Origin of the sequence: Sphaerisporangium siamense, assembly GCF_014205275.1 — a bacterium.
GTDB classification, from domain to species: Bacteria; Actinomycetota; Actinomycetes; order Streptosporangiales; family Streptosporangiaceae; genus Sphaerisporangium; species Sphaerisporangium siamense.
The window spans coordinates 4,478,404-4,498,954 of record NZ_JACHND010000001.1 but is presented as its reverse complement, the minus strand read 5'-3'; the positions used below and the strand labels follow the sequence as shown (position 1 = coordinate 4,498,954).

17 protein-coding genes are annotated in these 20,551 nt (G+C 73.5%); 11 read left to right on the top strand and 6 right to left on the bottom strand.

Annotated elements, in window-relative coordinates; all coding sequences use genetic code 11:
• Positions 1 to 84: 84 nt before the first annotated feature.
• A complete protein-coding gene (locus tag BJ982_RS20870; RefSeq protein WP_184882562.1) occupies positions 85 to 1,371 on the bottom strand; it encodes an MFS transporter in 1,287 nt (428 codons plus the stop codon).
• Between the two features lie 394 nt (positions 1,372 to 1,765).
• Between BJ982_RS20870 and BJ982_RS20865 the strand changes: the two genes are divergently transcribed.
• On the top strand, positions 1,766 to 2,323 hold the full coding sequence (locus tag BJ982_RS20865; protein WP_184882560.1) for a copper resistance CopC family protein: 558 nt from the start codon (positions 1,766 to 1,768) through the stop codon (positions 2,321 to 2,323).
• Positions 2,320 to 3,471, top strand: coding sequence for a CopD family protein (locus BJ982_RS40520; RefSeq protein ID WP_184882558.1), 1,152 nt, complete (start codon positions 2,320 to 2,322; stop codon positions 3,469 to 3,471). The genes BJ982_RS20865 and BJ982_RS40520 overlap by 4 nt, the downstream gene beginning before the upstream one ends.
• A gap of 49 nt (positions 3,472 to 3,520) precedes the next feature.
• On the opposite strand, the gene BJ982_RS20855 is transcribed toward BJ982_RS40520, so the two are convergent.
• Positions 3,521 to 4,678, bottom strand: a complete 1,158-nt coding sequence (locus BJ982_RS20855) for a hypothetical protein (RefSeq protein ID WP_239122823.1) — start codon at positions 4,676 to 4,678, stop codon at positions 3,521 to 3,523.
• A gap of 113 nt (positions 4,679 to 4,791) precedes the next feature.
• On the opposite strand from BJ982_RS20855, the gene BJ982_RS20850 reads away from it, so the two are divergent.
• The 3 genes from BJ982_RS20850 (at position 4,792) to BJ982_RS20840 (ending at position 9,942) form a co-directional block, all read left to right on the top strand.
• Positions 4,792 to 7,443 carry an alpha/beta fold hydrolase gene (locus BJ982_RS20850; protein ID WP_184882556.1) on the top strand — a complete coding sequence of 884 codons (2,652 nt, stop codon included), beginning with the start codon at positions 4,792 to 4,794 and terminating at the stop codon, positions 7,441 to 7,443.
• A complete protein-coding gene (locus BJ982_RS20845) occupies positions 7,440 to 8,414 on the top strand; it encodes an ABC transporter permease (protein WP_184882554.1) in 975 nt (324 codons plus the stop codon). The genes BJ982_RS20850 and BJ982_RS20845 overlap by 4 nt, the downstream gene beginning before the upstream one ends.
• Before the next feature lie 199 nt (positions 8,415 to 8,613).
• Complete coding sequence (locus BJ982_RS20840) at positions 8,614 to 9,942, top strand: hypothetical protein (protein WP_203958929.1); 1,329 nt, start codon at positions 8,614 to 8,616, stop codon at positions 9,940 to 9,942.
• A 138-nt stretch (positions 9,943 to 10,080) separates the two neighbouring features.
• Here the strand turns inward: BJ982_RS20840 and BJ982_RS20835 are convergent, their stop codons facing one another.
• On the bottom strand, positions 10,081 to 10,248 hold the full coding sequence (locus BJ982_RS20835; protein ID WP_184617794.1) for a hypothetical protein: 168 nt from the start codon (positions 10,246 to 10,248) through the stop codon (positions 10,081 to 10,083).
• A gap of 217 nt (positions 10,249 to 10,465) precedes the next feature.
• Between BJ982_RS20835 and BJ982_RS20830 the strand changes: the two genes are divergently transcribed.
• Positions 10,466 to 12,568 (top strand): ATP-binding protein, encoded by a 2,103-nt coding sequence (locus BJ982_RS20830; protein WP_184882552.1) that lies wholly within the window; start codon positions 10,466 to 10,468, stop codon positions 12,566 to 12,568.
• Positions 12,569 to 12,595: 27 nt separating this feature from the next.
• Here BJ982_RS20830 and BJ982_RS20825 read toward each other — a convergent pair whose 3' ends face one another.
• Both BJ982_RS20825 and BJ982_RS20820 read right to left on the bottom strand, forming a co-directional pair.
• Positions 12,596 to 13,546: a 4-epi-cubebol synthase gene (locus BJ982_RS20825; RefSeq protein ID WP_184882550.1), complete on the bottom strand. Its 951-nt coding sequence runs from the start codon at positions 13,544 to 13,546 to the stop codon at positions 12,596 to 12,598.
• A gap of 99 nt (positions 13,547 to 13,645) precedes the next feature.
• Positions 13,646 to 13,990 carry an ankyrin repeat domain-containing protein gene (locus BJ982_RS20820; protein WP_239122832.1) on the bottom strand — a complete coding sequence of 115 codons (345 nt, stop codon included), beginning with the start codon at positions 13,988 to 13,990 and terminating at the stop codon, positions 13,646 to 13,648.
• Positions 13,991 to 14,194: 204 nt separating this feature from the next.
• On the opposite strand from BJ982_RS20820, the gene BJ982_RS20815 reads away from it, so the two are divergent.
• Together BJ982_RS20815 and BJ982_RS20810 are read left to right on the top strand one after the other, a co-directional pair.
• Positions 14,195 to 15,100 carry a proteasome assembly chaperone family protein gene (locus BJ982_RS20815; RefSeq protein ID WP_184882545.1) on the top strand — a complete coding sequence of 302 codons (906 nt, stop codon included), beginning with the start codon at positions 14,195 to 14,197 and terminating at the stop codon, positions 15,098 to 15,100.
• Positions 15,097 to 16,137: a Gfo/Idh/MocA family oxidoreductase gene (locus BJ982_RS20810; protein WP_184882543.1), complete on the top strand. Its 1,041-nt coding sequence runs from the start codon at positions 15,097 to 15,099 to the stop codon at positions 16,135 to 16,137. Before BJ982_RS20815 ends, BJ982_RS20810 begins: the two co-directional genes overlap by 4 nt.
• A 4-nt stretch (positions 16,138 to 16,141) precedes the next feature.
• On the opposite strand, the gene BJ982_RS20805 is transcribed toward BJ982_RS20810, so the two are convergent.
• Positions 16,142 to 16,966 carry a tyrosine-protein phosphatase gene (locus tag BJ982_RS20805; protein WP_184882541.1) on the bottom strand — a complete coding sequence of 275 codons (825 nt, stop codon included), beginning with the start codon at positions 16,964 to 16,966 and terminating at the stop codon, positions 16,142 to 16,144.
• A 195-nt stretch (positions 16,967 to 17,161) separates the two neighbouring features.
• Between BJ982_RS20805 and BJ982_RS20800 the strand changes: the two genes are divergently transcribed.
• The 3 genes from BJ982_RS20800 (at position 17,162) to BJ982_RS20790 (ending at position 20,550) form a co-directional block, all read left to right on the top strand.
• A complete protein-coding gene (locus BJ982_RS20800) occupies positions 17,162 to 18,067 on the top strand; it encodes a hypothetical protein (RefSeq protein WP_184882539.1) in 906 nt (301 codons plus the stop codon).
• Between the two features lie 222 nt (positions 18,068 to 18,289).
• A complete protein-coding gene (locus BJ982_RS20795; protein WP_184882537.1) occupies positions 18,290 to 19,990 on the top strand; it encodes an ABC transporter ATP-binding protein in 1,701 nt (566 codons plus the stop codon).
• The gene (locus BJ982_RS20790) at positions 19,987 to 20,550 is read left to right on the top strand and encodes an ECF transporter S component (RefSeq protein WP_184882535.1); all 564 of its coding nucleotides are present in this window, start codon (positions 19,987 to 19,989) and stop codon (positions 20,548 to 20,550) included. The genes BJ982_RS20795 and BJ982_RS20790 overlap by 4 nt, the downstream gene beginning before the upstream one ends.
• Position 20,551: the final 1 nt, after the last annotated feature.

The following is a 20,551-nucleotide window of genomic DNA, read 5'->3' as shown; positions in this document are numbered from 1 at the left end:
ATCGGCATCGACGCGGGACCAAATGAGCGTGATTCCCATGATGTGCTCGGGACGGTCTCGCTGCCGCAGGAGCGGGACGAGCGGTCAGGGGACGGAGCGGATCTTCCAGACCAGGGCGGCGCCGAGGAGGGTCAGGGTTCCTGCGGTGAGGTAGAGGATCGGGTAGCCGCCGAGGCTCGCGACGATGGGACCGGCGATCACTGGGGCGAGCACCTGGGGGCCCGAGTTGGCGATGTTGATGACGCCGAGGTCCTTGGCGCGGCCCGCCGCCGCGGGGAGTACCTGGGTGACCAGGGCGTTGTCCACCGAGAGGTAGACGCCGAAGCCGATGCCCATGATCGCCGCGGCCACCGTGACGACCGTCCACTGCGGCCAGAATGCCAGGAGCACGGCGGGGACGGCGCTGATGGCGCCGGAGACGGTCACCAGGGTCTTGCGGCGGCCGAGGCGGTCGGAGATCGCGCCACTGGCGACTGTGGTGAGCACGACGGTCGCCGTGTAGATCAGGATGAGCACGAGCAGGCCGTCCTCGGCCTTGCTCCCGGGGAAGACGCGTTCGTAGTGGACGGCGTCGGTGAGGAAGTACAGCAGGTAGAGCAGGACCATGGCGTTGCCGAGTTGCATGAGGAAGCGGGTCAGCCAGGCCCAGGCGAAGTCGGGGTGGGCCCGTGGGCTGATCCAGAAGCCGCGCAGGAAGCCGGCCAGGCCGAACGGCGGGCGTCGCTCGGCCGGCAGCGAGGCGTCCGGGGTGGCGAGGACGAACGGGAGCGCGCACAGCGGCACGAGCACGCCGATCAGCAGATAGCCGGACTCGGTGGTCGTGACGACCATCGTCACCAGGACGACGGCCACCACCACGCCCAGCGTCTGCGGGATGCCGATCCACCCCGACACCGCGCCGCGCTGACCCACCGGCACGTGGTCGGGCACGCCCGCCGTCAGCGCCGCCTGCATCGCGTTCAGCCCCGCCTGGGCCAGGCACCATCCGATCGCGACCCCCACGACCGTGCCCTGGAAGGCCAGGAGGACGAGCGCGAGCCCTCCGGTCGACGCGCCGAGCAGCGTCCAGGGGTGGCGCCTGCCGAAGCGCCCCGTCGTCCGGTCCGACAGCGCGCCGGCCACCGGGTTGGCGACCATCGCGACGGCGGCGCCCAGCCCCGTCACCCAGGCGAGGGCGGTCTCCTTGCCTCCGGGCGCGACATCGGCGACCTGCTGCGGCAGCAGCACCTGCAACGGCCCGAAGTAGGCCATCCACAGCGCGAGGTTCGCCAGCGAGATGAGCCCGACCCAGCGCGGCCCCACACGCGTGACCGGTTCGGCGAGGGCGAGAGGGACGTCATACGGCTGCTTGCGCGGAGGCGGCGTGCTCACGAGACGTTACTCCAAGCGATGGGGGGTGCTGGGATGCTAGCCCTCCCACCTCCCGCGAGAAAGACCCATTCCCCTCTGCTCACGCCGGGTTCCCGCCTTCACCGCGGATCGTCCTCCGATGGCCGAACCCGCATCTTGTAAAGGTCCGCCTGCAGATTCGGACGGCGATCCGTCCCTCGCGGATCACTGAAGCAGACCGGTGCGACAGTTCTATGGCCTCCACGTGGGGAGAGGAGCAGCTTTCTCCGTGGTGACGAGAACGGCCCGAACCCTTTCGTTCTCGCCGGTACATCGCCGGTCGCGTCCGGGCCGTCCCGTGGATCTGGTTCCGCGGGGGGCTTGGGGAGATGGGAGCATGGCAGCGTTCGGAAACGTTTAGGAAAGGTCATGTCGCGTGAGGCGATTCCTTACGGTGCTGTTCGCGGTCTGTGCGGCCCTGGCGCTGGGTGTGGCGCCCGCCTCGGCGCACAACGTGCTGACCGGCAGTGACCCCGAGGACGGCGCCCGGTTCTCCGCCATGCCCGGGCATGCCACGCTGAGCTTCGACCAGTCCGTGCGGGCGGACTTCGCCCAGGTGGCGTTGACCAGCCCGGGGGGCGTCGTCGCCAAGCTCACGGTGCGGGTCGCGGACAACGACGTGATCGCGACGCTCCCGGCCTCGGCCGCGCCCGGCGACTACGTCATCGGCTACCAGATCCTCTCCAATGACGGTCATCCGGTGACCGGGAAGATCGGTTTCACCGTCACGGGGGCGGCGAGCGCGGCTCCCGTAGCCCCGCAGTCGCCTGCCGCCCAGGCGTCTCCCGCGGGCACGGTCGCCGTCTCCAGCGTGCCGCCCGCGAACAACGGCGGCTGGGTGTGGGGGCTGCTGGTGGCCGCCCTGCTGCTGTCCGGGCTCGGCATCCGCGTCGTCGCCCGCCAGGGCCGCCCAGCGAAGGGCGAGGGCGCGTGAACACGACCGGCGCCGCCCAAGGCCCTTCCCCCACAACCGAGACCGGCCACGATTCCTCCCTCACGACCGACACCACCCACGGTCCCTCGCTCACGACCGACGCGCACGACGGCGAGCCTCCCGCCGGGGACTCGTCTGTCGCCGTGCCTTCCGTCCCGGTGGAGGTCCGGTGGCCGCCTGCTTGGGCGATCGCCGGGGGCGGGCTGGTGGCCGTGGTCGTCGCGGCGTGGTGGACGGCGGAGGGCGTCGTGCCGGGGATCGCCGCGCCGGGGCCGTTCGTCGAGTACGGGCTGCCGGTGACGCGGCTGGTCATGGACCTGTGCGCGCTGGCGACCGTGGGGTTGAGCCTGCTGCCGCGGCTGCTCGGGTTCGACGACCCCGGGCGCACCGAGGCCGTGCTGTCCCGGGCGCGGAGCTGGGCGGTGATGACGGCGTTCGGCTGGGCGCTCGCCGCGCTGATCACCATGATCCTCAGCGCGGCCGAGGTCACCCCCGGCCAGGCGCCCGACCCCGCCTCCTACGTCGCCCGCATCGGCGCGGGCCAAGGACTGGTGATCAGCGCCGCCATCGCCCTGATCTACACCTTCTTCGCCCTGCTGGCGGTGCGTTTCGGTGAGAAGGTGCCCGCCGAGCTGCGGGTCGCGGTCGCGCTGTTCGGGCTGCTGCCGCTGCCGGTCAGCGGCCACGCCTCGAACTGGTACTGGCACGACCTGAGCATGGTCTCGATGGAGTTGCACGTCGCCGGCGCCGCGCTGTGGACGGGCGGGCTGGTGACGCTCGCCGTGTTCCTGGCCCGCGACCGCGACCTGCTGGCGCGCGCGCTGCCGAGGTTCTCGCGGCTGGCCACGGTCGCGCTGCTGGTGGTGGGCCTGTCGGGGCTGTTCAACGGGCTGGTCGAGCTGGCCCTGTCGCCGACGACGAGCCTGCCCGGGTCGCTGGTGACCACCCGCTACGGGTGGCTGGTGCTCGCCAAGACCGTCTTCGCGTGCGCCATCGCGGTGCTCGGGGCCCGCATCCGCTGGCGTCTCATGCCGGCGGTCGCCGGGCGCCGGGCGACGGCGTTCGCGGCGTGGGCCCTGCTGGAGATCACCGTGATGGGCCTGGCGTACGGCGTGGCGGTCGCCCTGACCCGCGCCCCGGTGGCCTGACCCGCACCCCCCGTGCCACAAGGGCCGGGGGGCGCCGGGCGCGACGGGACTAAGGGATGGCGGCGGGAGTGCCGACCGGCGGGAGGACCGGTTCGGGGTCGGGGGCGCGCCCGCGGGCGCGCCACTCGACGCCGAGCCAGGCGCCGGCGAGCAGGACGGCGCTGACCGGGGCGGAGGCGAGCAGGAACGGCGGGGCGTCGAGCAGGGCCTCCTGGACGGCGAGGGAGCCGTAGACGGCGGCGGTGACCAGGACGGCCCCGGCGACGGCGCGGACGGCGGGGACCTTGAGGAGGAACGCCACGTCGACGCAGACCGCGACGGCGAGCAGGAAGAACGGCACGGCCGACGGCGGGAAGTGCGTGGCGTACAGCAGGGGCCACAGGATCGTGCGGAACGCGAGGTACACGCCGGCGACGGCGGTGGCGGTCCAGCGGCGGCCGACCAGCATGCGGGCCACGACGAGGACGAGGACGGCGGCGACGCCGAACCACATGGGGTACACCCAGTCGGGGACGGGGAGCGTGAACTTCTCGACCATCCCGCGGTCGACGGAGCGGCCCATCTGGTCGGCGGCGAAGTTGAGCAGGATCGGCTCGGCGTAGCGGACGCCCCGGTCCCAGGCGGCGAGGCTGAGCACGCCGTACTCCTGGTGCTCGCTGGGGAACAGCACGTTCTCCAGGAAGAACACGAACAGGCCGCCGAGCACGAGCGTGCGCAGGCGTCCGGGGGGCGCCGAGACGTGCCAGCCCCGGATCACCCCGGCGATCATGAAGGCGGTGCCCACGTACAGCAGGACGTGCGAGGGGCTCCAGGAGGTGATGTCGATGCCGTTGACCCGGTGGTTGATCAGGTCGATCGGGATCGCGATCAGGAAGACGCCGGTGCCCCACTGGATCAGGCGCTGGGCCGCGCGGTCGACGCCGTAGCCGGTGTACCCGTGGATGATCGTCAGGGCCACGACGATGGCGGTGCCCACGCTGTTGATCATGTGGGGCGGGGCGAAGTCGTCGCGCAGCCACTTGAAGTGCCAGGAGACGTCCCACGACGCGCCGAGCACCTTGAGGACGAATGCAACGATCCAAGAGAAATAGAGGACGCGGAGGAGGTCGGGGGGCGTCTGCCTTCCCGCGGGACCTCGCGTCCAGTACGGCAGAGCCCACTCGATCACCTGGGTGGCTCTGTCCTTGATGCCCGCGCCGTGCTTCACGCGAAGAAATGATGCCGGTCCTCGACATGTACCGCAATCGGGGATCACCCGGAGATCAGCGCACCTGAGAGCCGTCTCAGCCGATGCCCGGCGCCGATCAGTAGGCTCGCGGCATGAAGCTTGGGGGAAGGCGGCCGGTCGCGCTGATCGTGGCGGCCGTGCTGGTGGCGGGCGCGGCGATCTGGGTCCTGTGGCCGTCGTCGCCGCCGGTGCGGGCGATCGACCAGATGATCCCGGTCGTGGACGGCCCGCGCGACGACCTGCGGGTCACGCTCGACACCACCTTCTTCCCGCCCGCGGGCGGAGGGAAGGGGCCGGCCGTACTGCTGGCCCACGGGTTCGGCGGCAGCAAGGCGAGCGTGCGCGCCGAGGCCGAGCTGCTGGCGCGGCGCGGCTACGCCGTGCTGACCTGGTCGGCGCGCGGGTTCGGCGCCTCCGGCGGGCAGATCGCGCTGAACTCGCCCGACTACGAGGTCAAGGACGTCCGGCAGCTCGTCGACTGGCTGGCGAAGCGGCCCGAGGTGGTGCTGGACGGGCCGGGCGACCCGCGTCTCGGGGCGGCGGGCGGCTCCTACGGCGGGGCGATCACGCTGATGGCCGCCGCCTACGACGCCAGGATCGACGCGATCGTCCCGCAGATCACCTGGTACGACCTGGCCGACGCGCTGTTCCCCGAGGCCACGGGCGGCGGGCCGCTGCGCGGGGTGTTCAAGCGCATGTGGGCCGGGCTGTTCTTCAGCAGGGGCGCCGACTCGCCGCTCGCACCGGGCGGCGGCGGCCTGGCGGCGGCGCTCGGGGGCGGCGCGGCCGGCGCCTCCGGGCCCCCGAGCGGTTCAGGGACGCCGAGTGGCCAGGGGGCGTCGGGCGCTCCTGGGACGTCTGGTGGCCGGGGCGGGCCCGGGGGCTCAGCCGGGGGGACGCAGGACGTCCAGTGCGGGCGGTTCCTTCCGGAGATCTGCGCCATGTACGCCGAGGTGGCGACGACGGGCCGGGCCACCGCCGACGCCGTGGCCACCCTGCGCCGGTCCAGCCCCATCTCGGTGCCGGGCAGGATCCGGGTGCCGAGCCTGCTCATCCAGGGCAAACGGGACTCGCTGTTCCCGCTCGGGCACGCCGACGCCAACGCCAGGGCCATCGCCGCGACCGGCGCCCCCGTGGAGGTCGCCTGGTTCGAGGGCGGGCACGACGGCGGGGACGGCGAGGCCGACTGGGTGGCCGACCGCACGATCGGCTGGTTCGACCGCTGGCTGAAGAAGGACGCGGACGACGCCAGGGCCGGGGAGGCGTTCACCGTCACCCGGGACGGCGGGCGCGACCCGGGCACCCGGCGGCCCGTGCTCGTCCACGCCGTCGCGGGCCGCTACCCGGGCGTCTCGGGCGCCTCGCGCACGCCCGTCACGATTTCGGGGCCCGCGCAGCCGGTGGCCGTCCCGCCGGGCGGCTCGCCCGCCGCGATCTCCGCCGTGCCGGGCATCGGCGGCCTGCTCGGCGGCCTCGCGGACTCCCAGGCGGGCCTGGCCCTGGACATGCCGGGCCAGGCCGCCGCGTTCGAGTCGGCGCCGCTGGCCGCGCCGCTCCAGGTCACCGGCTCCCCCACGGCGGGCCTCACGGTGTACGGGACGGGCGAGGTCACGCTGTTCGCCAAGGTGTACGACGTCGGCGGGCAGCGCCCGGCGCTGCCGCAGGGGCTGGTGGCGCCGTTCCGGGTCACCGCCACGCCCGCGGGCACGCCGGTGACGGTGGCGCTTCCGGCGATCGACCACCGGTTCGACGCCGGGCACCGGCTGCGGGTGGTGGTCGGCACCACCGACATGGGGTACGCCTCCGGCACCTCCCCCGCGGTGTTCCGCGTGGCCGCCGCGCCGTCGCTCACCGTCCCCGCCGACCGGGCGCTCAGGACGCCCGCCGCCGGTCCGTCCTGGTGGACCTGGGCGCTGCCCCTGGCGGCGCTGGCCGTCGCGGTCGCGCTGGTGCTGGCCGGGCGCGGGCGGCGCGACGACGCCCCGGAGTCTTCGCTGGCGAACGTGCCGCTGCGCATCACCGGGCTGACGAAGAAGTACCGCGACGGCGAGCTCGCCGTGGACGGCCTGTCGTTCCGCGTGGAGCGCGGCCAGGTGCTCGGCCTGCTCGGGCCGAACGGCGCGGGCAAGACCACGACGATGCGCATGCTGCTCGGGCTGATCCACCCGGACGCGGGCGAGATCCGCGTGTTCGGGCACCGCGTGACGCCGGGCGCGCCCGTGCTGGGGCGCGTCGGGGCGTTCGTGGAGGGCCCGGGTTTCCTGCCGCACCTGACCGGCAGGGAGAACATCGACCTGTACTGGCGGGCCACCGGCCGTCCCGCCGGCGAGGCCCACGCCGAGGAGGCGCTGGAGATCGCCGGGCTCGGCGCGGCGCTGGACCGCGCCGTGCGCACGTACTCGCAGGGCATGCGGCAGCGGCTGGCGATCGCGCAGGCCATGCTGGGGCTGCCCGACCTGCTGGTGCTGGACGAGCCGACCAACGGCCTCGACCCTCCGCAGATCGCCGAGATGCGCCGGGTGCTGATCCGGTACGCGGCGCACGGCCGCACGGTGATCGTGTCGAGCCACCTGCTCGCCGAGGTGGAGCAGACCTGCGACCACGTGGTGGTCATGCACCGGGGCCGGCTGGTCACGGCGGGCCCGGTGGGCGACCTGCTCGGCGACGCGCCCACGGGCGGCGCGCCGGGACGTCTCGAGGACGTCTTCCTCGACCTGATCGGAGACGGCGGAGGCAGGGCATGAGCGGACCGGACCGTACGCAAGCGCGGGAGCCCGCGACCGCGGCTCCCGGCGACGGCGCGGCGGGACCACCGGCCACGGGGAACGGGTCGGGCGGCGCGGCGGGAGCGCCGGCGGCCGGGAACGGCGTGGGGATCGCGCGGGGCGGTGGACCCGTGCGCGGCACGCTGCCGTTGCGGGTGGAGTTCGTGCGGCAGTTCCGGCGGCGGCGCACGCTGGTGATGTTCGGGCTGCTGCTGGCGCTGCCGTGGATCCTCGTGGCGGCGTTCGCCCTCGGCCCCGCGCCCGTCCAGCAGAGCAGCCTGCGGCTGTCGGACCTGGCCACGCAGGGCGGGCTGAACTTCGCCGCGTTCGTGCTGTCGGTGTCGGCGACGCTGCTGCTGGTGGTGGCCGTGGCCTTGTTCTGCGGGGACACGGTGGCGAGCGAGGCGAGCTGGTCGTCGCTGCGCTACCTGCTGGCCGCGCCGGTGCCGCGTGACCGGCTGCTGCGGCAGAAGCTCGTGGTGGCGCTGACCTACTCGGCGACGGCGGTGGTGGCGCTGCCGCTGATGGCCCTGCTGGCGGGCACGGTGGCGTTCGGGTGGAACGACATCCGCCTGCCGGGCACGGGCGAGGCCGTCGCGGCCGCCTCGGTGCTGCCGCGCTTCGGGATCGTGGTGGGCTACGCCCTGGTGAGCCAGCTCGTCGTGGCGGCACTGGCGTTCCTGCTCTCGGTGAGCACGGACTCGCCACTCGGCGCGGTCGGGGGCGCGGTGGGGCTGGTCATCGTGAGCACCATCCTGCAGGCGGTGGACGCGCTCGGCGTGGTGCGCGAGTTCCTGCCGACGTTCTGGAACGCCGCCTGGGTGGACGCCCTGGCCCCGGAGCTGGACTGGAGCCGCATGGCCAAGGGGGCGTCGCTCTCGGTGACCTACGCGGTCGTCCTCGTCGCCTTGGCGTTCCGCCGGTTCCGCCGCAAGGACGTCGTCTCGTAGCGCCCCGCCGCCCCTGATCGGCCCCCGGCGGGGCTGCGCGGCGCCCCTGGTGCCCCTGGGATCCCGGATGCCGTTGACTTTCTGTGCGACATAAGTGGGTTTGAGGGAACATCAGCGGCGCGGGTCTGGAATGATCCTTCCGGTAATCCTGTCGGACATCGAGAATGACGGACAGTGACTGATGCCCCCCATCGATCAATTGACCACGTACGCGGCGGACAATCCGCTCGGAGCGGCCATCATCTGCGTGTCCACTCTGGTCGCACTCGTCCTCGCGTACCTCGCCCTGCGCGCCGCCTACCGCGCGGCGTCGCGCGGCTATCAGAAGTTCGCGGCGAACCGTCCGGCAGAGGACATCCTGACCATCGTCGCCGCCAGCATCGCGACCGGCGTGTCCGCCCAGGGCATGTGGCGGTTCTCCGGTGACGTGCTCGGGTTCGACGGGCCGCTGCGCCTGCTGCTCTTCGCGTTCATCGAGGTCGCGGTGATCACGAGCGCCGTGCGTGCCCGCCGCAACATGCGCGAGAACTTCTCGGCCGGCATCGACGGCATGGCCGTGTGGGTGCTGACCGGCCTGTCGGCGGTGCTGTCCAGCCTGGACGCCCGCAGCCTGGCCGAGGCGATCTTCCGGCTCGCCGCCCCCCTGGTGGCCGCGTGGCTGTGGGAGCGCGGCATGGCCATCGAGCGGCACCGCATCACCGGGCGCTCCCGCATCAAGTGGCGTTTCACCCCCGAGCGCGCGATGGTCCGCATGGGCCTCGCCGAGGTCAGCGACCGCACCGTGACCGAGGTCGACGCGCACCGCAGGCTGACCCGCGTGGCCCTGGCCGCCAAGCGCGCCCGCGCGCTGCGCGAGGCGGGCGCCTCCGACCGCAAGATGCGCGCCGCGCTCGCCAAGCTGGACCGCATGATGGACCAGGCCGTGGAGCACACCGGCCTCGCGGTCGACGCCGAGCGTCAGGAGGCCCTGCTGTCGCAGATCGGCGCGCTGTACAACACGAGCGCGCTGATCGACCTGCGGCCCCCGGTGCCGTGGGAGCCGGAGCAGGAGCAGCCCGCCCCGCAGGCCCTCCCGCTGGCGGGTCCCCGCCCGGTCACCTACATCGCCGACGCGGAGGACGACGAGGACGCCGCAGTGACGGTGGAGCCGTCACCCCAGGTGGTCGACACGGCCCAGCGCGCGGCCCTGATGCGCGCGGCGCGCCAGTACTGGGACAAGCAGATCGAGCGCAGGTTCGTGCCGCGCGCGGCCGACATCGCCAGGGAGACGGGCGTCTCGCTGGCCGCGGCACGCGAGTACCGTGCGCTGTGGAAGCTGGAGCCCCGGGCGCACGCGCTGATCGAGGCGGCCTACAACGAGTCCGGCATCATCGACACCGGGACGTTCCCCGCGATCGTGGTGCCGGACGGCTCCGACGCCGAGGACACGCCCGTGATCGACGAGCTGCCCGTGAGCGACGACCGGCCCGCGAGCGAGGAGGAGCCGGTCCTCAGCATGAACGGCGCGGGCGCGGCGCACCACGTCTGAGCGTCACGGCCCCGGCCGCCGGACGCGGCGGACGGGCATGGAAGAAGCCACGGCCCCGGAGGCGAGAAGACCTTCGGGACCGTGGCTTCCATGGTTCAGGCCCGGCGGCGGTGTCCCGCGCGGGCCGGACGACGGGCGTCAGTCCCAGTGCGGCGGGCGTTCCTCCAGCAACCGGGACACGTCGTCGGACGATCGCCACTCGCCCCAGGCGGAGTCACTCTCGTCGCTCGTCTGGTCGGGCAGCACCGGCGGCCCCTCGTCGGAGAGGTCCACCGGACGCAGGTCATCCGGCTCATGCACAGTCACGGGGACAATGCTACGCGCCCCGGCACCGCCGCGATCGCGTGCTCGGCCAAGACTCCCTCGTTTCCCGCTATACCCCTAATAACTGGTTTCCGGGCCGTGCCGAGCACCGGCACGCACCCGTCCGAGCCGGGCGTCTCCGCCACGGGGACAGCCTCCGGCCCGCACGGGTACGATGCGGGTCAGGACGCACGCCGGATCGACCCCACGTGAGGCGGCCATGGCATCGCCGGGATCATGGCGAAGAGACGGAAACCTCCCCGCGGAGCTCACGAGCTTCGTCGGCAGAGATCGGCTGCTCGCCGGCCTCGGGCAACGTCTCCGCGACCACCGGCTGGTGACCGTGACGGGCATCGGCGGCGTGGGCAAGTCGCGCACGGCGCTGCGCGCGGCCCACCAGGTCGCCGGGCACTTCCCCGACGGCGTCTGGTACGCCGACCTGTCCCGCCTGCAGGACCCGTTCATGGTCGCGCACGCGGTCAACGCGGCCCTCGGCATCGCCGACCAGTCGGCGCGCCCGGAGGCCGACACGCTGGCCGAGTGGCTGGGCGACCGCGAGCTGCTGCTCGTCATCGACTCCTGCGAGCACGTCCTGACCGCGGGCGCCGAGCTCATCGAGCGCGTCCTGCGCGCGGCCCCGGGCGTGCGGGTGCTGGCCACCAGCAGGCAGTCGCTCGGCGTGCAGGGCGAGCAGTCCGTCCCGATCCCGCCGCTGTCGGTGCCCGGCGACGACCGCTCCGAGAGCCCGTACGTCAACGAGGCGGTCCGGCTCTTCGCCGAGCGCGCCGCGGCCGTCGTCCCGGGGTTCGCCGTGGACGAGGACAACATTTTGGCCGTCTCCGAGCTGTGCAGGCGGCTGGACGGCATCCCGCTGGCGCTGGAGCTCGCGGCCGTGCGGCTGCGCGCGCTGTCGGTGGAGCAGATCCTCGCGCTGCTGACCGACCGCTTCAGCCTGCTCGCGGGGGCCAGCCGCACCGCGCTGCCCCGCCACCAGACGCTGCGCGCGGCGATCGGCTGGAGCCATGAGCTGTGCGAGCCGGCCGAGCGGCTGCTGTGGGCGCGCCTTTCCATCTTCTCCGGCGACTTCGAGCTGGAGGCCGCCTGCCAGGTGTGCTCCGGCGACACCCTGCCCGAGGAGATCATCATGGATCTGATCTCCGGGCTGGTGGAGAAGTCCATCCTGCTGAGCTCCGTCGAGCGCTCGGGCTCCCGCTACCGCCTGCTGGACACCCTGCGCCACTACGGCCTCGAATGGCTGGACAAGCTCGGCGAGACCGAGGCGCTGCGCCGCCGCCACCGCGACTACTACCTGGCGCTGGCCGAGCGGGGCGAGCTGGCCTGGTCGGGGCCGCGGCAGGTGTACTGGTTCGGGCGCATGCGCCAGGAGCACGACAACATCCGCGCCGCGCTGGACTTCTGCCTGCGCGACCCTCAGGAGGCCCGCACCGGGCTCACGCTGCTGTCCTCGCTGTGGTTCATGTGGGTGGCCTGCGGGTTCGCCCGCGAAGGCCGGCTGTACCTGGAGCGGGCCCTGCGGGCCTCGCCCGACCCGAGCAGGGAGCGCTGCAAGGCGCTGTGGGTGCTGTCGTACGTCCGCAGCGCCCAGGGCGACACCGTGGGCGCGCTGGAGGCCGCGGAGCAGTGCGCGGGCGACGCCGTCCGGGTCGGCGACTCGATCGCGGTGATCCTGGCCACCAAGATGCAGGGCACCGCCGCCTGGCTGCAGGGCGACCTGCACAAGGCGACCGCGCTGCTCGGCGTGGCGATCGAGTTCCACCGCAGCGGGCGCGAGCTGAACCCCGGCCTGCTGCCCGCGATCGTCGAGCTGGCGGTCGTGCTCACCCAGCAGGACGAGCTGGATGAGGCCGAGGCGCTGCTGCGCGACTGCCGTCAGCTCTGCGCCGAGCGCGGCGAGCTGTGGCTGCGCTCCTACGCGGTGTGGGCGACCTCGGCGATCGAGCGCATGACCGGCAGGACCGCGGACGCGGTGTTCAGCGCCCAGGAGGCCCTGCGCATCAAGCGCCACTTCCACGACGTGCTCGGCGCCGTCGTGGCGATGGAGACGCTGTCGCAGCTCGCGCTGGACCAGGGGGACGCGGCGCGGGCGGCGCGCATCCTCGGCGCCGCCCAGGTCAACTGGCAGCTCTTCGGCCTCCCCTTGTTCGGCTCGCCGTTCTTCGGCACCGAGCACGAGCAGTGCGTCAAGGAGTGCAAGCGCCTGCTCGGCGAGGAGGCGTACCAGGAGGCCTACCGGCAGGGCACGCGCATGGACTTCGAAGAGGCCGTCAGCTACGCGATGGGCGAGATCGACGCCGCCGGGTGAGGCCGCGGCGGCTCAGGGGGCGGCCGCTCAGTTGCGGCCGCGCCAGGCGACGGCGGCCGTGCCCTTCCAGGCGCGGGTGTACCGGGGGCTGGTGAGCGAGTAGGCCACGCTGCCGCTGACCCAGTGCTCCAGCCCGCGCACGTACGCCATCACCCCTTCCGAGCCCCACGCGGCGATCTCCGAGCGCAGCGCGAGCATCCGCGCCACGGCCCGGTCGCGCAGGCGGCCGATCTGGTCCATGGCCTCCTGGGTGGTCCGGTCGCCGTGCCGGACCAGCACGCTGACCAGGTTGTTGCCCGCGTTGACCCCCTCCCGCTCCTTGGCGTAGGAGAGCAGGTCGTTGTCCCAGACGACGACGTCGTTGGCGCACTCGGTGATGGCCCGCAGGCCGGGCGCGCGCCGCTCCGCCGGGGTCAGCGTCTGCCCGGCGGCCAGCTCGATCAGCGAGAAGACCGTCGGCATGGCGCCCGTCCTGCGCCGCATGAAGACGTAGTCGTTGTAGAGGGGGACGACGGCGTCCTCGCGGTTGGCGGCCTCCCAGACCTGGGCGAAGAGGTACTCCTTGGTGAGCGCGCGCCAGCCGTCGAGCTGGTCGGCGTTCCCTGCGGCGGCGACCCTGCGCATGACGTCGCGCATGGCCCGCGCGAACGGGTTCTCCACCGGGATGCCCGCGTCGATGTCGTCCAGGACGACGAGCAGCTGCGGCAGCGCCCTCGCGATCTCGGCGGCCCGCCGGTCGGACTCGCAGAAGGCGTCGTCGAAGGCGAAGAGCCAGACGCACCAGTCGGTGACCAGCCGGAGCATCTCGTACGAGGCGTAGGGGTAGGCGCGGGCGCCGAGGTAGCCGTAGGCGGCCTCGCGGTAGCGCTCCAGCTCGGCGGGGTCGTCGATCATGCGGCAGGCACGCAGCCAGGAGAGCGTCTCCCGGTCGACCTGCGCGGCGTGCGGGCTGATCAGGCTGGGAAACGGGCACGACAAATCTGGCAGAACAAGCTGTGATACCGCTAAATCAGCCATCCCCACATCATGGCAACAAAGACTGCCCGTAACCACATCGCGACTGGTTTATGTCCGGCACTATCGACCGTCGTCCCCGAACCAGGCCAGGAACTCCTCCTGTCCGAACATGCGTGCGGTCTCGACGGCCGACGGAGTGCCCTGCGCGGGGTCGGCGCCGGCGTCCAGCAGAGCGCGCACCACGTCGGGCAGTTGCTTGAACACCGCGCCCGCGAGCGGGGTCTGCCCGCGGTCGTTGGCACGCGAGGGGTCGGCCCCGCGGTCGAGGAGGGCCCGCACCGTGCCGGCGTGGCCGTGGTAGGCGGCGAGCATGAGCAGGGTGTCGCCCTTGTCGTTGTGGAGGTTCGCCGGGACGCCGGCGTCGACGTAGGCGCACAGGCGGTCGGTCTGGCCCGACCTGGCCATCTGGAACAGGCGGGTGGCGAGCTCCTCGACGTCCTGGCCCGGCCCCGCGTCCCCCCGGCCCGCTGGGTTCTCTGGCACGAGATCCATTGTGCCGCGCCGGGTGCGCGTGGTCCGACGGTGGGTAGCGGGCCACTCGCCCGGCGGAATCCTCGCCACATCCCATAGGTTCTCTCTTGAGAGACGATAGAAAGGCTGGGACCCAAGGTGTTCGACCCGACGGATCTCTACCGGCTCAGCGGCGATGTGCCCGAGCTGACCGATCCGGTGCTGCTCTACCACTTCGAGGGCTTCGTCGACGCCGGGGGCGCCGGAAGGCTCGCCATCGGTCACCTGCTCGCCGAGCTTGAGCACCGGGTCGTGGCGACGTTCGACGTGGACCGCCTCCTCGACTACCGGTCGCGGCGTCCTCTGATGACCTTCGACACCGACCGCTGGGTCGACTGCGAGACTCCGGAGCTCGCCGTCCACCTCGCCCACGACACGGCGGGCACGCCCTTCCTGCTGATGAGCGGCCCCGAGCCCGACCGTGAGTGGGAGCTGTTCACCGAGGCGGTCGGCGCCCTGGTCACCCGGCTCAACATCGGCAGGCTGGTCACCGTGCACGGCATCCCCATGGCCGCGCCGCACACCCGCCCGCTCGGCGTGACCGCCCACGGCACCCGCCCGGAGCTGGTGACCGGCCCGGGCAGCCCGTTCGGCAAGATCCAGGTGCCGGGCAGCGCCGCCGCGCTGCTGGAGCTGCGGCTCGGCGCCCGCGGCCACGCCGCCCTCGGGTACGCCGTCCACGTCCCGCACTACCTGGCCCAGGCCGAGTACCCCCGGGCGGCGGTGACCGCGCTGGAGGCGGTGACCCGCAGCACGGGGCTGGTGTTCCCGCTGGACGGCCTGCGGGACGCCGCCGAGAAGACCACGGCCGAGATCGAGGAGCAGATCGTCGCCTCCGCGGAGCTGTCCACGGCGATCCAGGGCCTGGAACAGCAGTACGACGCGTTCACCGCCGGGGCCGAGCGCGAGAACCTCATGGCCGAGACGACGCCGATGCCCACGGGCGACGAGCTCGCCGCGCAGTTCGAGCGTTTCCTCGCCGAGCGCGACGAGTCCGACTCATGATCAGCGCCGGCCTGGCCGGGTACGGCACGGCCGGAGAGTTCTTCCACGCCCCGCTCATCGCCGCGACACCCGGCCTGCGGCTCGCCGCCGTCGTCACCCGGGACGCCGGCCGCGTGGCCCGCGTCGCCCGCGACCACCCCGGTGCCCGGGTCGTCCCCTCCGCCGACGACCTGTTCGGGCTCGGGCTCGACGTGATCGTGATCGCCTCGCCCAACCGCACGCACGTCCCGCTGGCCCGGGCCGCGCTGTCGGCGGGGCTGCCCGTGGTGGTGGACAAACCGCTCGCCGGCACCGCCGCCGAGGCCGTGGAGCTGATCGGCCTGGCACGCGAGCGCGGCGTGATGCTGACGGTCTTCCAGAACCGCCGCTGGGACGGCGACTTCCTGACGCTGCGCACGCTCGACCTCGGCGAGGTCCACCGCTTCGAGTCCCGGTTCGAGCGCTGGCGTCCGGTGCCCAAGGGAGGGTGGCGCGAGAACGGCGGGCCGGAGGAACTGGGCGGGCTGCTGTACGACCTGGGCAGCCATCTGGTGGACCAGGCGCTGCGCTACCTCGGTCCGGTGTCCTCGGTGTACGCCGAGGCCGACGTGCGGCGGCCGGGGGTGGGCGCGGACGACGACGCGTTCGTCGCGCTGACCCACGCGGGCGGCGCGCGGTCCCATCTGTGGATGAGTTCGGTGGCCGCGCGACCGGGGCCGCGCCTGCGGGTGCTCGGCTCACGCGGCGCCTACGTCAAGTGGGGGCTGGACGTGCAGGAGGAGCGGCTGCGCGCGGGCGAGCGCCCGGGCGGGCCCGGCTGGGGCGCCGAGCCTCCGGAGCGGTGGGGCACGCTCGGGACGGACGGCGACGCCCGGCCCGTCGCGACCGTGCCGGGCGCCTACCAGGAGTTCTACGCCGGGGTGGTGGCCTGCCTGCGCGACGGCGCGCCGCCGCCGGTCGATCCGTCCGAGGTGGCGGAGGCCCTGGCGGTGCTGCACGCGGCGCGCACGTCCGCGGCCGAGGGCCGCGCGGTCGCGCTGGACCCGCCGGCGTTCTGAGGGGTCAGCCGAGCAGCCGCGCGCGCAGGGCGCCGGAGTCGCCGGACGTCCAGCCGTTGCGTTCCAGCCAGCCGACCGGCCCGTCGTACCGCTCGTCGAGCAGCCCGAGGAAGTGCTCCATGTGCTCCCGGCGCGGCATGTGGCTGTCGGCGGGCCGGGTGTCCAGGTCGTCGCGGTAGGTCGTGGTGGACCGCAGCCGGGTGAGGATTCGCTCCATGCGGTCGCCGGTCTGCGCGTAGTCGGCGACGATGGCCTCGCGGGTGACCCCGGCGACCGACAGGGCGAGGGCGCAGACGACGCCGGTCCTGTCCTTGCCCGCCGCGCAGTGCACGAGGGCCGCGCCGTCCCCCTGGGAGAGCACGCGCAGCGCGGCGACGACCGCGTCGGGCCGGTCGCGCAGGTAGCCCTGGTAGAAGCCGATGACCCTGCTCTCGCGCGTGCCCTCCTCGTGGCGGCCCTGCCAGGGCAGCACCCGGTCGGCGTCGATGCGGCGGCCGGCGGGCGCCGGGACGCCTGTGTCGGCCTCGACGTCGGTGTGCAGGCCGCCCTCGGCGAACAGGGTCAGGTGATGGATGCCGACCTCCGGCACGCGGGTCAGCGGACCCGGGCCTTCGAGGGCGACCTCGTTGTTGGAGCGCAGGTCGATCACGTCGCGCAGGTTGATCTCGCCGACGAGCTTGCGCACGTCGGCGTCGGTGAGGTCCTGCAGGTTGTCCGAGCGGAGCACCTGCCCGAACCGCGTCGTCCGGCCGTCCGTCGTGGGGAGACCGCCGAGGTCCCGCACGTTGACGGCTCCGTCAAGGGCTATCCACCTCGTTAGCTTGTTCATCACGCGCCAGCCTATATGGGGCCTATGTCCACGCGGAGAACACCGCACGCGGCACAGTGTCAAAAGACATGTCCATCACGTGGCGGCTGCCATCCCGGCGAAAACCGGCATGTGGTGTAAATGGGTGAGCCCTGGTGGTCCTCGCCCCGGCGTGGTGCGCGGGCTCGCCGCCAACCGCCTTCCCCAGGAGGTCATGTGGACGCACGCACGCCGTCGCGCGAGTTCCCCCGGCTCGTCCTCGACCCGGCGCTGCCGCCGGGGGTCGCCGGGACGCTGCGTTCCGCCCCCGCCGCGCTCATCGCCGTGCGCGGCGGCGCCGTCCCCCCGCGCGCGGGTCCCCACCCCGCGGCGATCGTGGTCGTGGCCCTGTTCCTCCTGGCGACCCTCGCGCTGGCCGGGCCGTGGGGCATGGCCGCGCTCGGCGCCGTCGTCGCGGGGCTGTCCGGGGTCCACGCGCTGGCGGGCGACCCCGCGCGCCGCGAGGCGCGGCGGCGGCTGCGCGTGGCCGCGGCGCACGCCGACCGGTTCGTCCTGCCCGGTGACCTGGACGCGGAGTCCCGGGAGCTGCTGGCCCGGGCGCAGCGGGCGGCCGAGGAAGTGATGCTGTCGCGGGTGCACCGCGCCGGGATGCTCGACGCCATCGACAACGCCGTGACGCTCCCGGCCGAAATCTGGCGGCTCGCCGTACGGCTGGCCGACCTCACCCGCACCCGGGCGGAGCACCACCGGATCGTGCCCCGGGACGTGCCCGAGGACGTCGCCGCCGTCTTCGGCCCCTACGCCGAGGCGCTGGAGCGGGCGCACCGCTCGCTCGGGGCGCGGGTGGCCGCCCTGGAGGAGTACGCGGCCGGGGTGCGCAGGGCGGACGCGGTGTTCCACGCGCACCGGCAGCTCGGGGTGCTGCGGGAGCGCACCTCCGACTACGAGCGCCTGCTGGCCGAGACCGAGGAGGACCACCTGGCCGTCCCCCACACCGGCCGTCTCACCGCGCAGGCCCGCGACGTCGAGCGCCTCTTCCGCACGACCCTGGCGGAGGCCCGGCGCGCCGGCGGCCTCTGCCTGCCCGCCGCGGACCGCCCGCGCACTCCCAGCCGTACCTGACCCCGGCGGCATGTGATCACCTTGCCGCAACCCGGCGCCTGCCTTCAATTCACCCGTCCGTAATTGAGGTAGCCGAAAGCGCACAATTCGGTCAGCTCCCCCAATGGGCTCGTTTCACAGCAATTGCGCTGACAACACGCCTTCCCCTTTAATCTCTGTGGACATTGTGTTTCGGCCCGGGCGCCGACCACCGCAGTGGAGCAGATCGGAAGGCGATCCGTCATGACCGCGCTCATCGAGGTCCATGACGCGCGCGTCCATTACCTGTCCACCGGCTCTCCCCGCTCCCCCGGCCGCCCCGCGCTCGGCCCGGTCTCGCTGACCGTGCGCCCCGGGGACCTCACCCTGGTCAGCGGCCCGTCCGGATGCGGCAAGAGCACGCTGCTGCGCCTGCTCAACGGCCTGATCCCGCACGCCTACCGGGCCGAGGTCACCGGCGAGGTGCGCGTCGGCGGCCGTCCCGTCGCGGACATGACGGTGCGCGAGCTGTCCTCCGTCGTCGGCACGATGCTCCAGGACCCGCGCCGCCAGGTCGTCGGCACCACCGTCGCCGCCGAGATCGCGTTCGGCCCGGAGAACCTGGGCCTGCCCCGCGAGGAGATCCGCCGCAGGATCGCCGCGATCGCCGGCCGCGTCGGCGTCGGCCACCTGCTGGAGCGGGCCACCTCCGAGCTGAGCGGCGGCGAGCTCCAGATGGTCGCCTTCGCGGGCGTGCTCGCCATGGACCCCGAGGTCGTGGTCGTGGACGAGCCGCTGGCCAACCTCGACCCCGCGGCCGGCCTGCGCCTGATGCGCGAGATCAGGAGGTTCGTCGACGAGGGCGGCGCCGCCGTGGTCGTCGAGCACCGGGTCGAGGAGATCCTGGAGTTCGGCCCCGGCGAGGTGCTCTACCTGGAGGACGGAGCCACCCGCTACCTCGGTCCCGTGGAAGGGTTCCTGCGCGTGGCCCCCGCCGGGCACGTCAAGCTGCCGTTCCCCGCCCTGGTCGCCCGCGCCGCCGACCTGCCCTCCGTCACCCCGCCGCCCCGGCCCGGCGGCGGCACGCCGGTGCCGCGCCTCGAATACCGCGGGGTCACGCTGGCGTACGGCCCGCGCGCCGTGCTCACCGGGGTCGACCTGGCGCTCGGCGCCCGCCAGCGGGTCGCGGTCCTCGGCCCGAACGGGGCCGGCAAGTCCACCCTGCTGCGCGCCGCCGTCATGCTCGCCACCGCCTCCCGCGGCGAGGTGCTGGTGGACGGCTCCCCGGTGGCCGAGCGCTCGATCATCAGCCTCGCCACCACGTTCGGCTACGTGTTCCAGAACCCCGGGCAGGCGCTGTTCAGCGCCACCGTCGGCCGCGAGCTGGCCTTCGGGCCGCGCAACCTCGGCAGGCGCCCCGAGGAGATCGCCGAGGACGCGGCGGAGGTCCTGCGGGCGACGCTGCTCGACGGCGAGGCCGGCATCATGGACCGCCCGCCGCGCACGCTGTCGTTCGGGCAGCAGCGCCGCCTCACCGTCGCCCTGGCCCTCGCCATGCGCCCCCGCACGCTCATCCTGGACGAGCCCACCGCGGGGCAGGACCTCCACACCACCACCGCGTTCATGGGCCACGCCCTCGCGGCCGGCGGCGTGGAGAGCGTCTACTTCATCACCCACGACGTGGACCTCGCCCTCACCTACGCCGACCGCGTCGTCGTCGTGGACGACGGGCGCGTGGTCGCCGACGGCTCCCCCGCCGACCTGGCCCGCGCCGAGGACGTCTGGGCCGGGGCGGGGCTGCGCGCCACCGGCCTGGTCCGCGCGCTCCGCGAACACCTTCCCGGGCTCCCCGCGTCCGGCGCCGCCCCGATCCCCCACCCCTTCGATCTGGCACGCCACATATCGCTCTCGGCCCGTCCCCCCGGCTTCACCCCGTTACACCAGGAAGGACCCACCCCCTCATGAGCGCAGACGCGGCGGCCCGGCGAGGGCCGTTACTGGATGTCTCATCCCGGACCGTCGTCTACGGCGCGGTCGGCGCGGCGCTCTACGCCGCGCTCGGCCTGTTCAGCTTCCTCATCCCCGGCACCCAGAACGTCGCCGTCCGTCCCGCGTTCGCGCTGGTCCCCTTCTTCGGCAAGCGCTTCGGCGTCGTCGCCGGTTTCTTCGCCGGCCTCGTCGGCAACCTCATCATCGACCTCGTCCAGGGGGCCGGGCTCATGTACTGGAACTGGAGCGTCGCCAACGGGCTGGTGGGCGGCCTCGCCGGGCTGATCTTCGCGATGCTGCCGCCGATCGCCGGCGAGGCGCTGCGCCTGGTCGTCACCGCCGTCGGCGCCCTGGTCGCGACCGTCGCCGGGCTGCTGTTCGCCGCCACCGACATATGGCTGCAGGGCAGTGACGTCAGCACCTTCCTGACCCTCAACTACGTGCCCGTGCTGCTGGCCAACGCCATCGCCGTCGTCGTCCTCACCCCGGTGATCGACGCGATCTGGGAGCCGCTGTCCCAGCGCGCCGGCCGGTGAT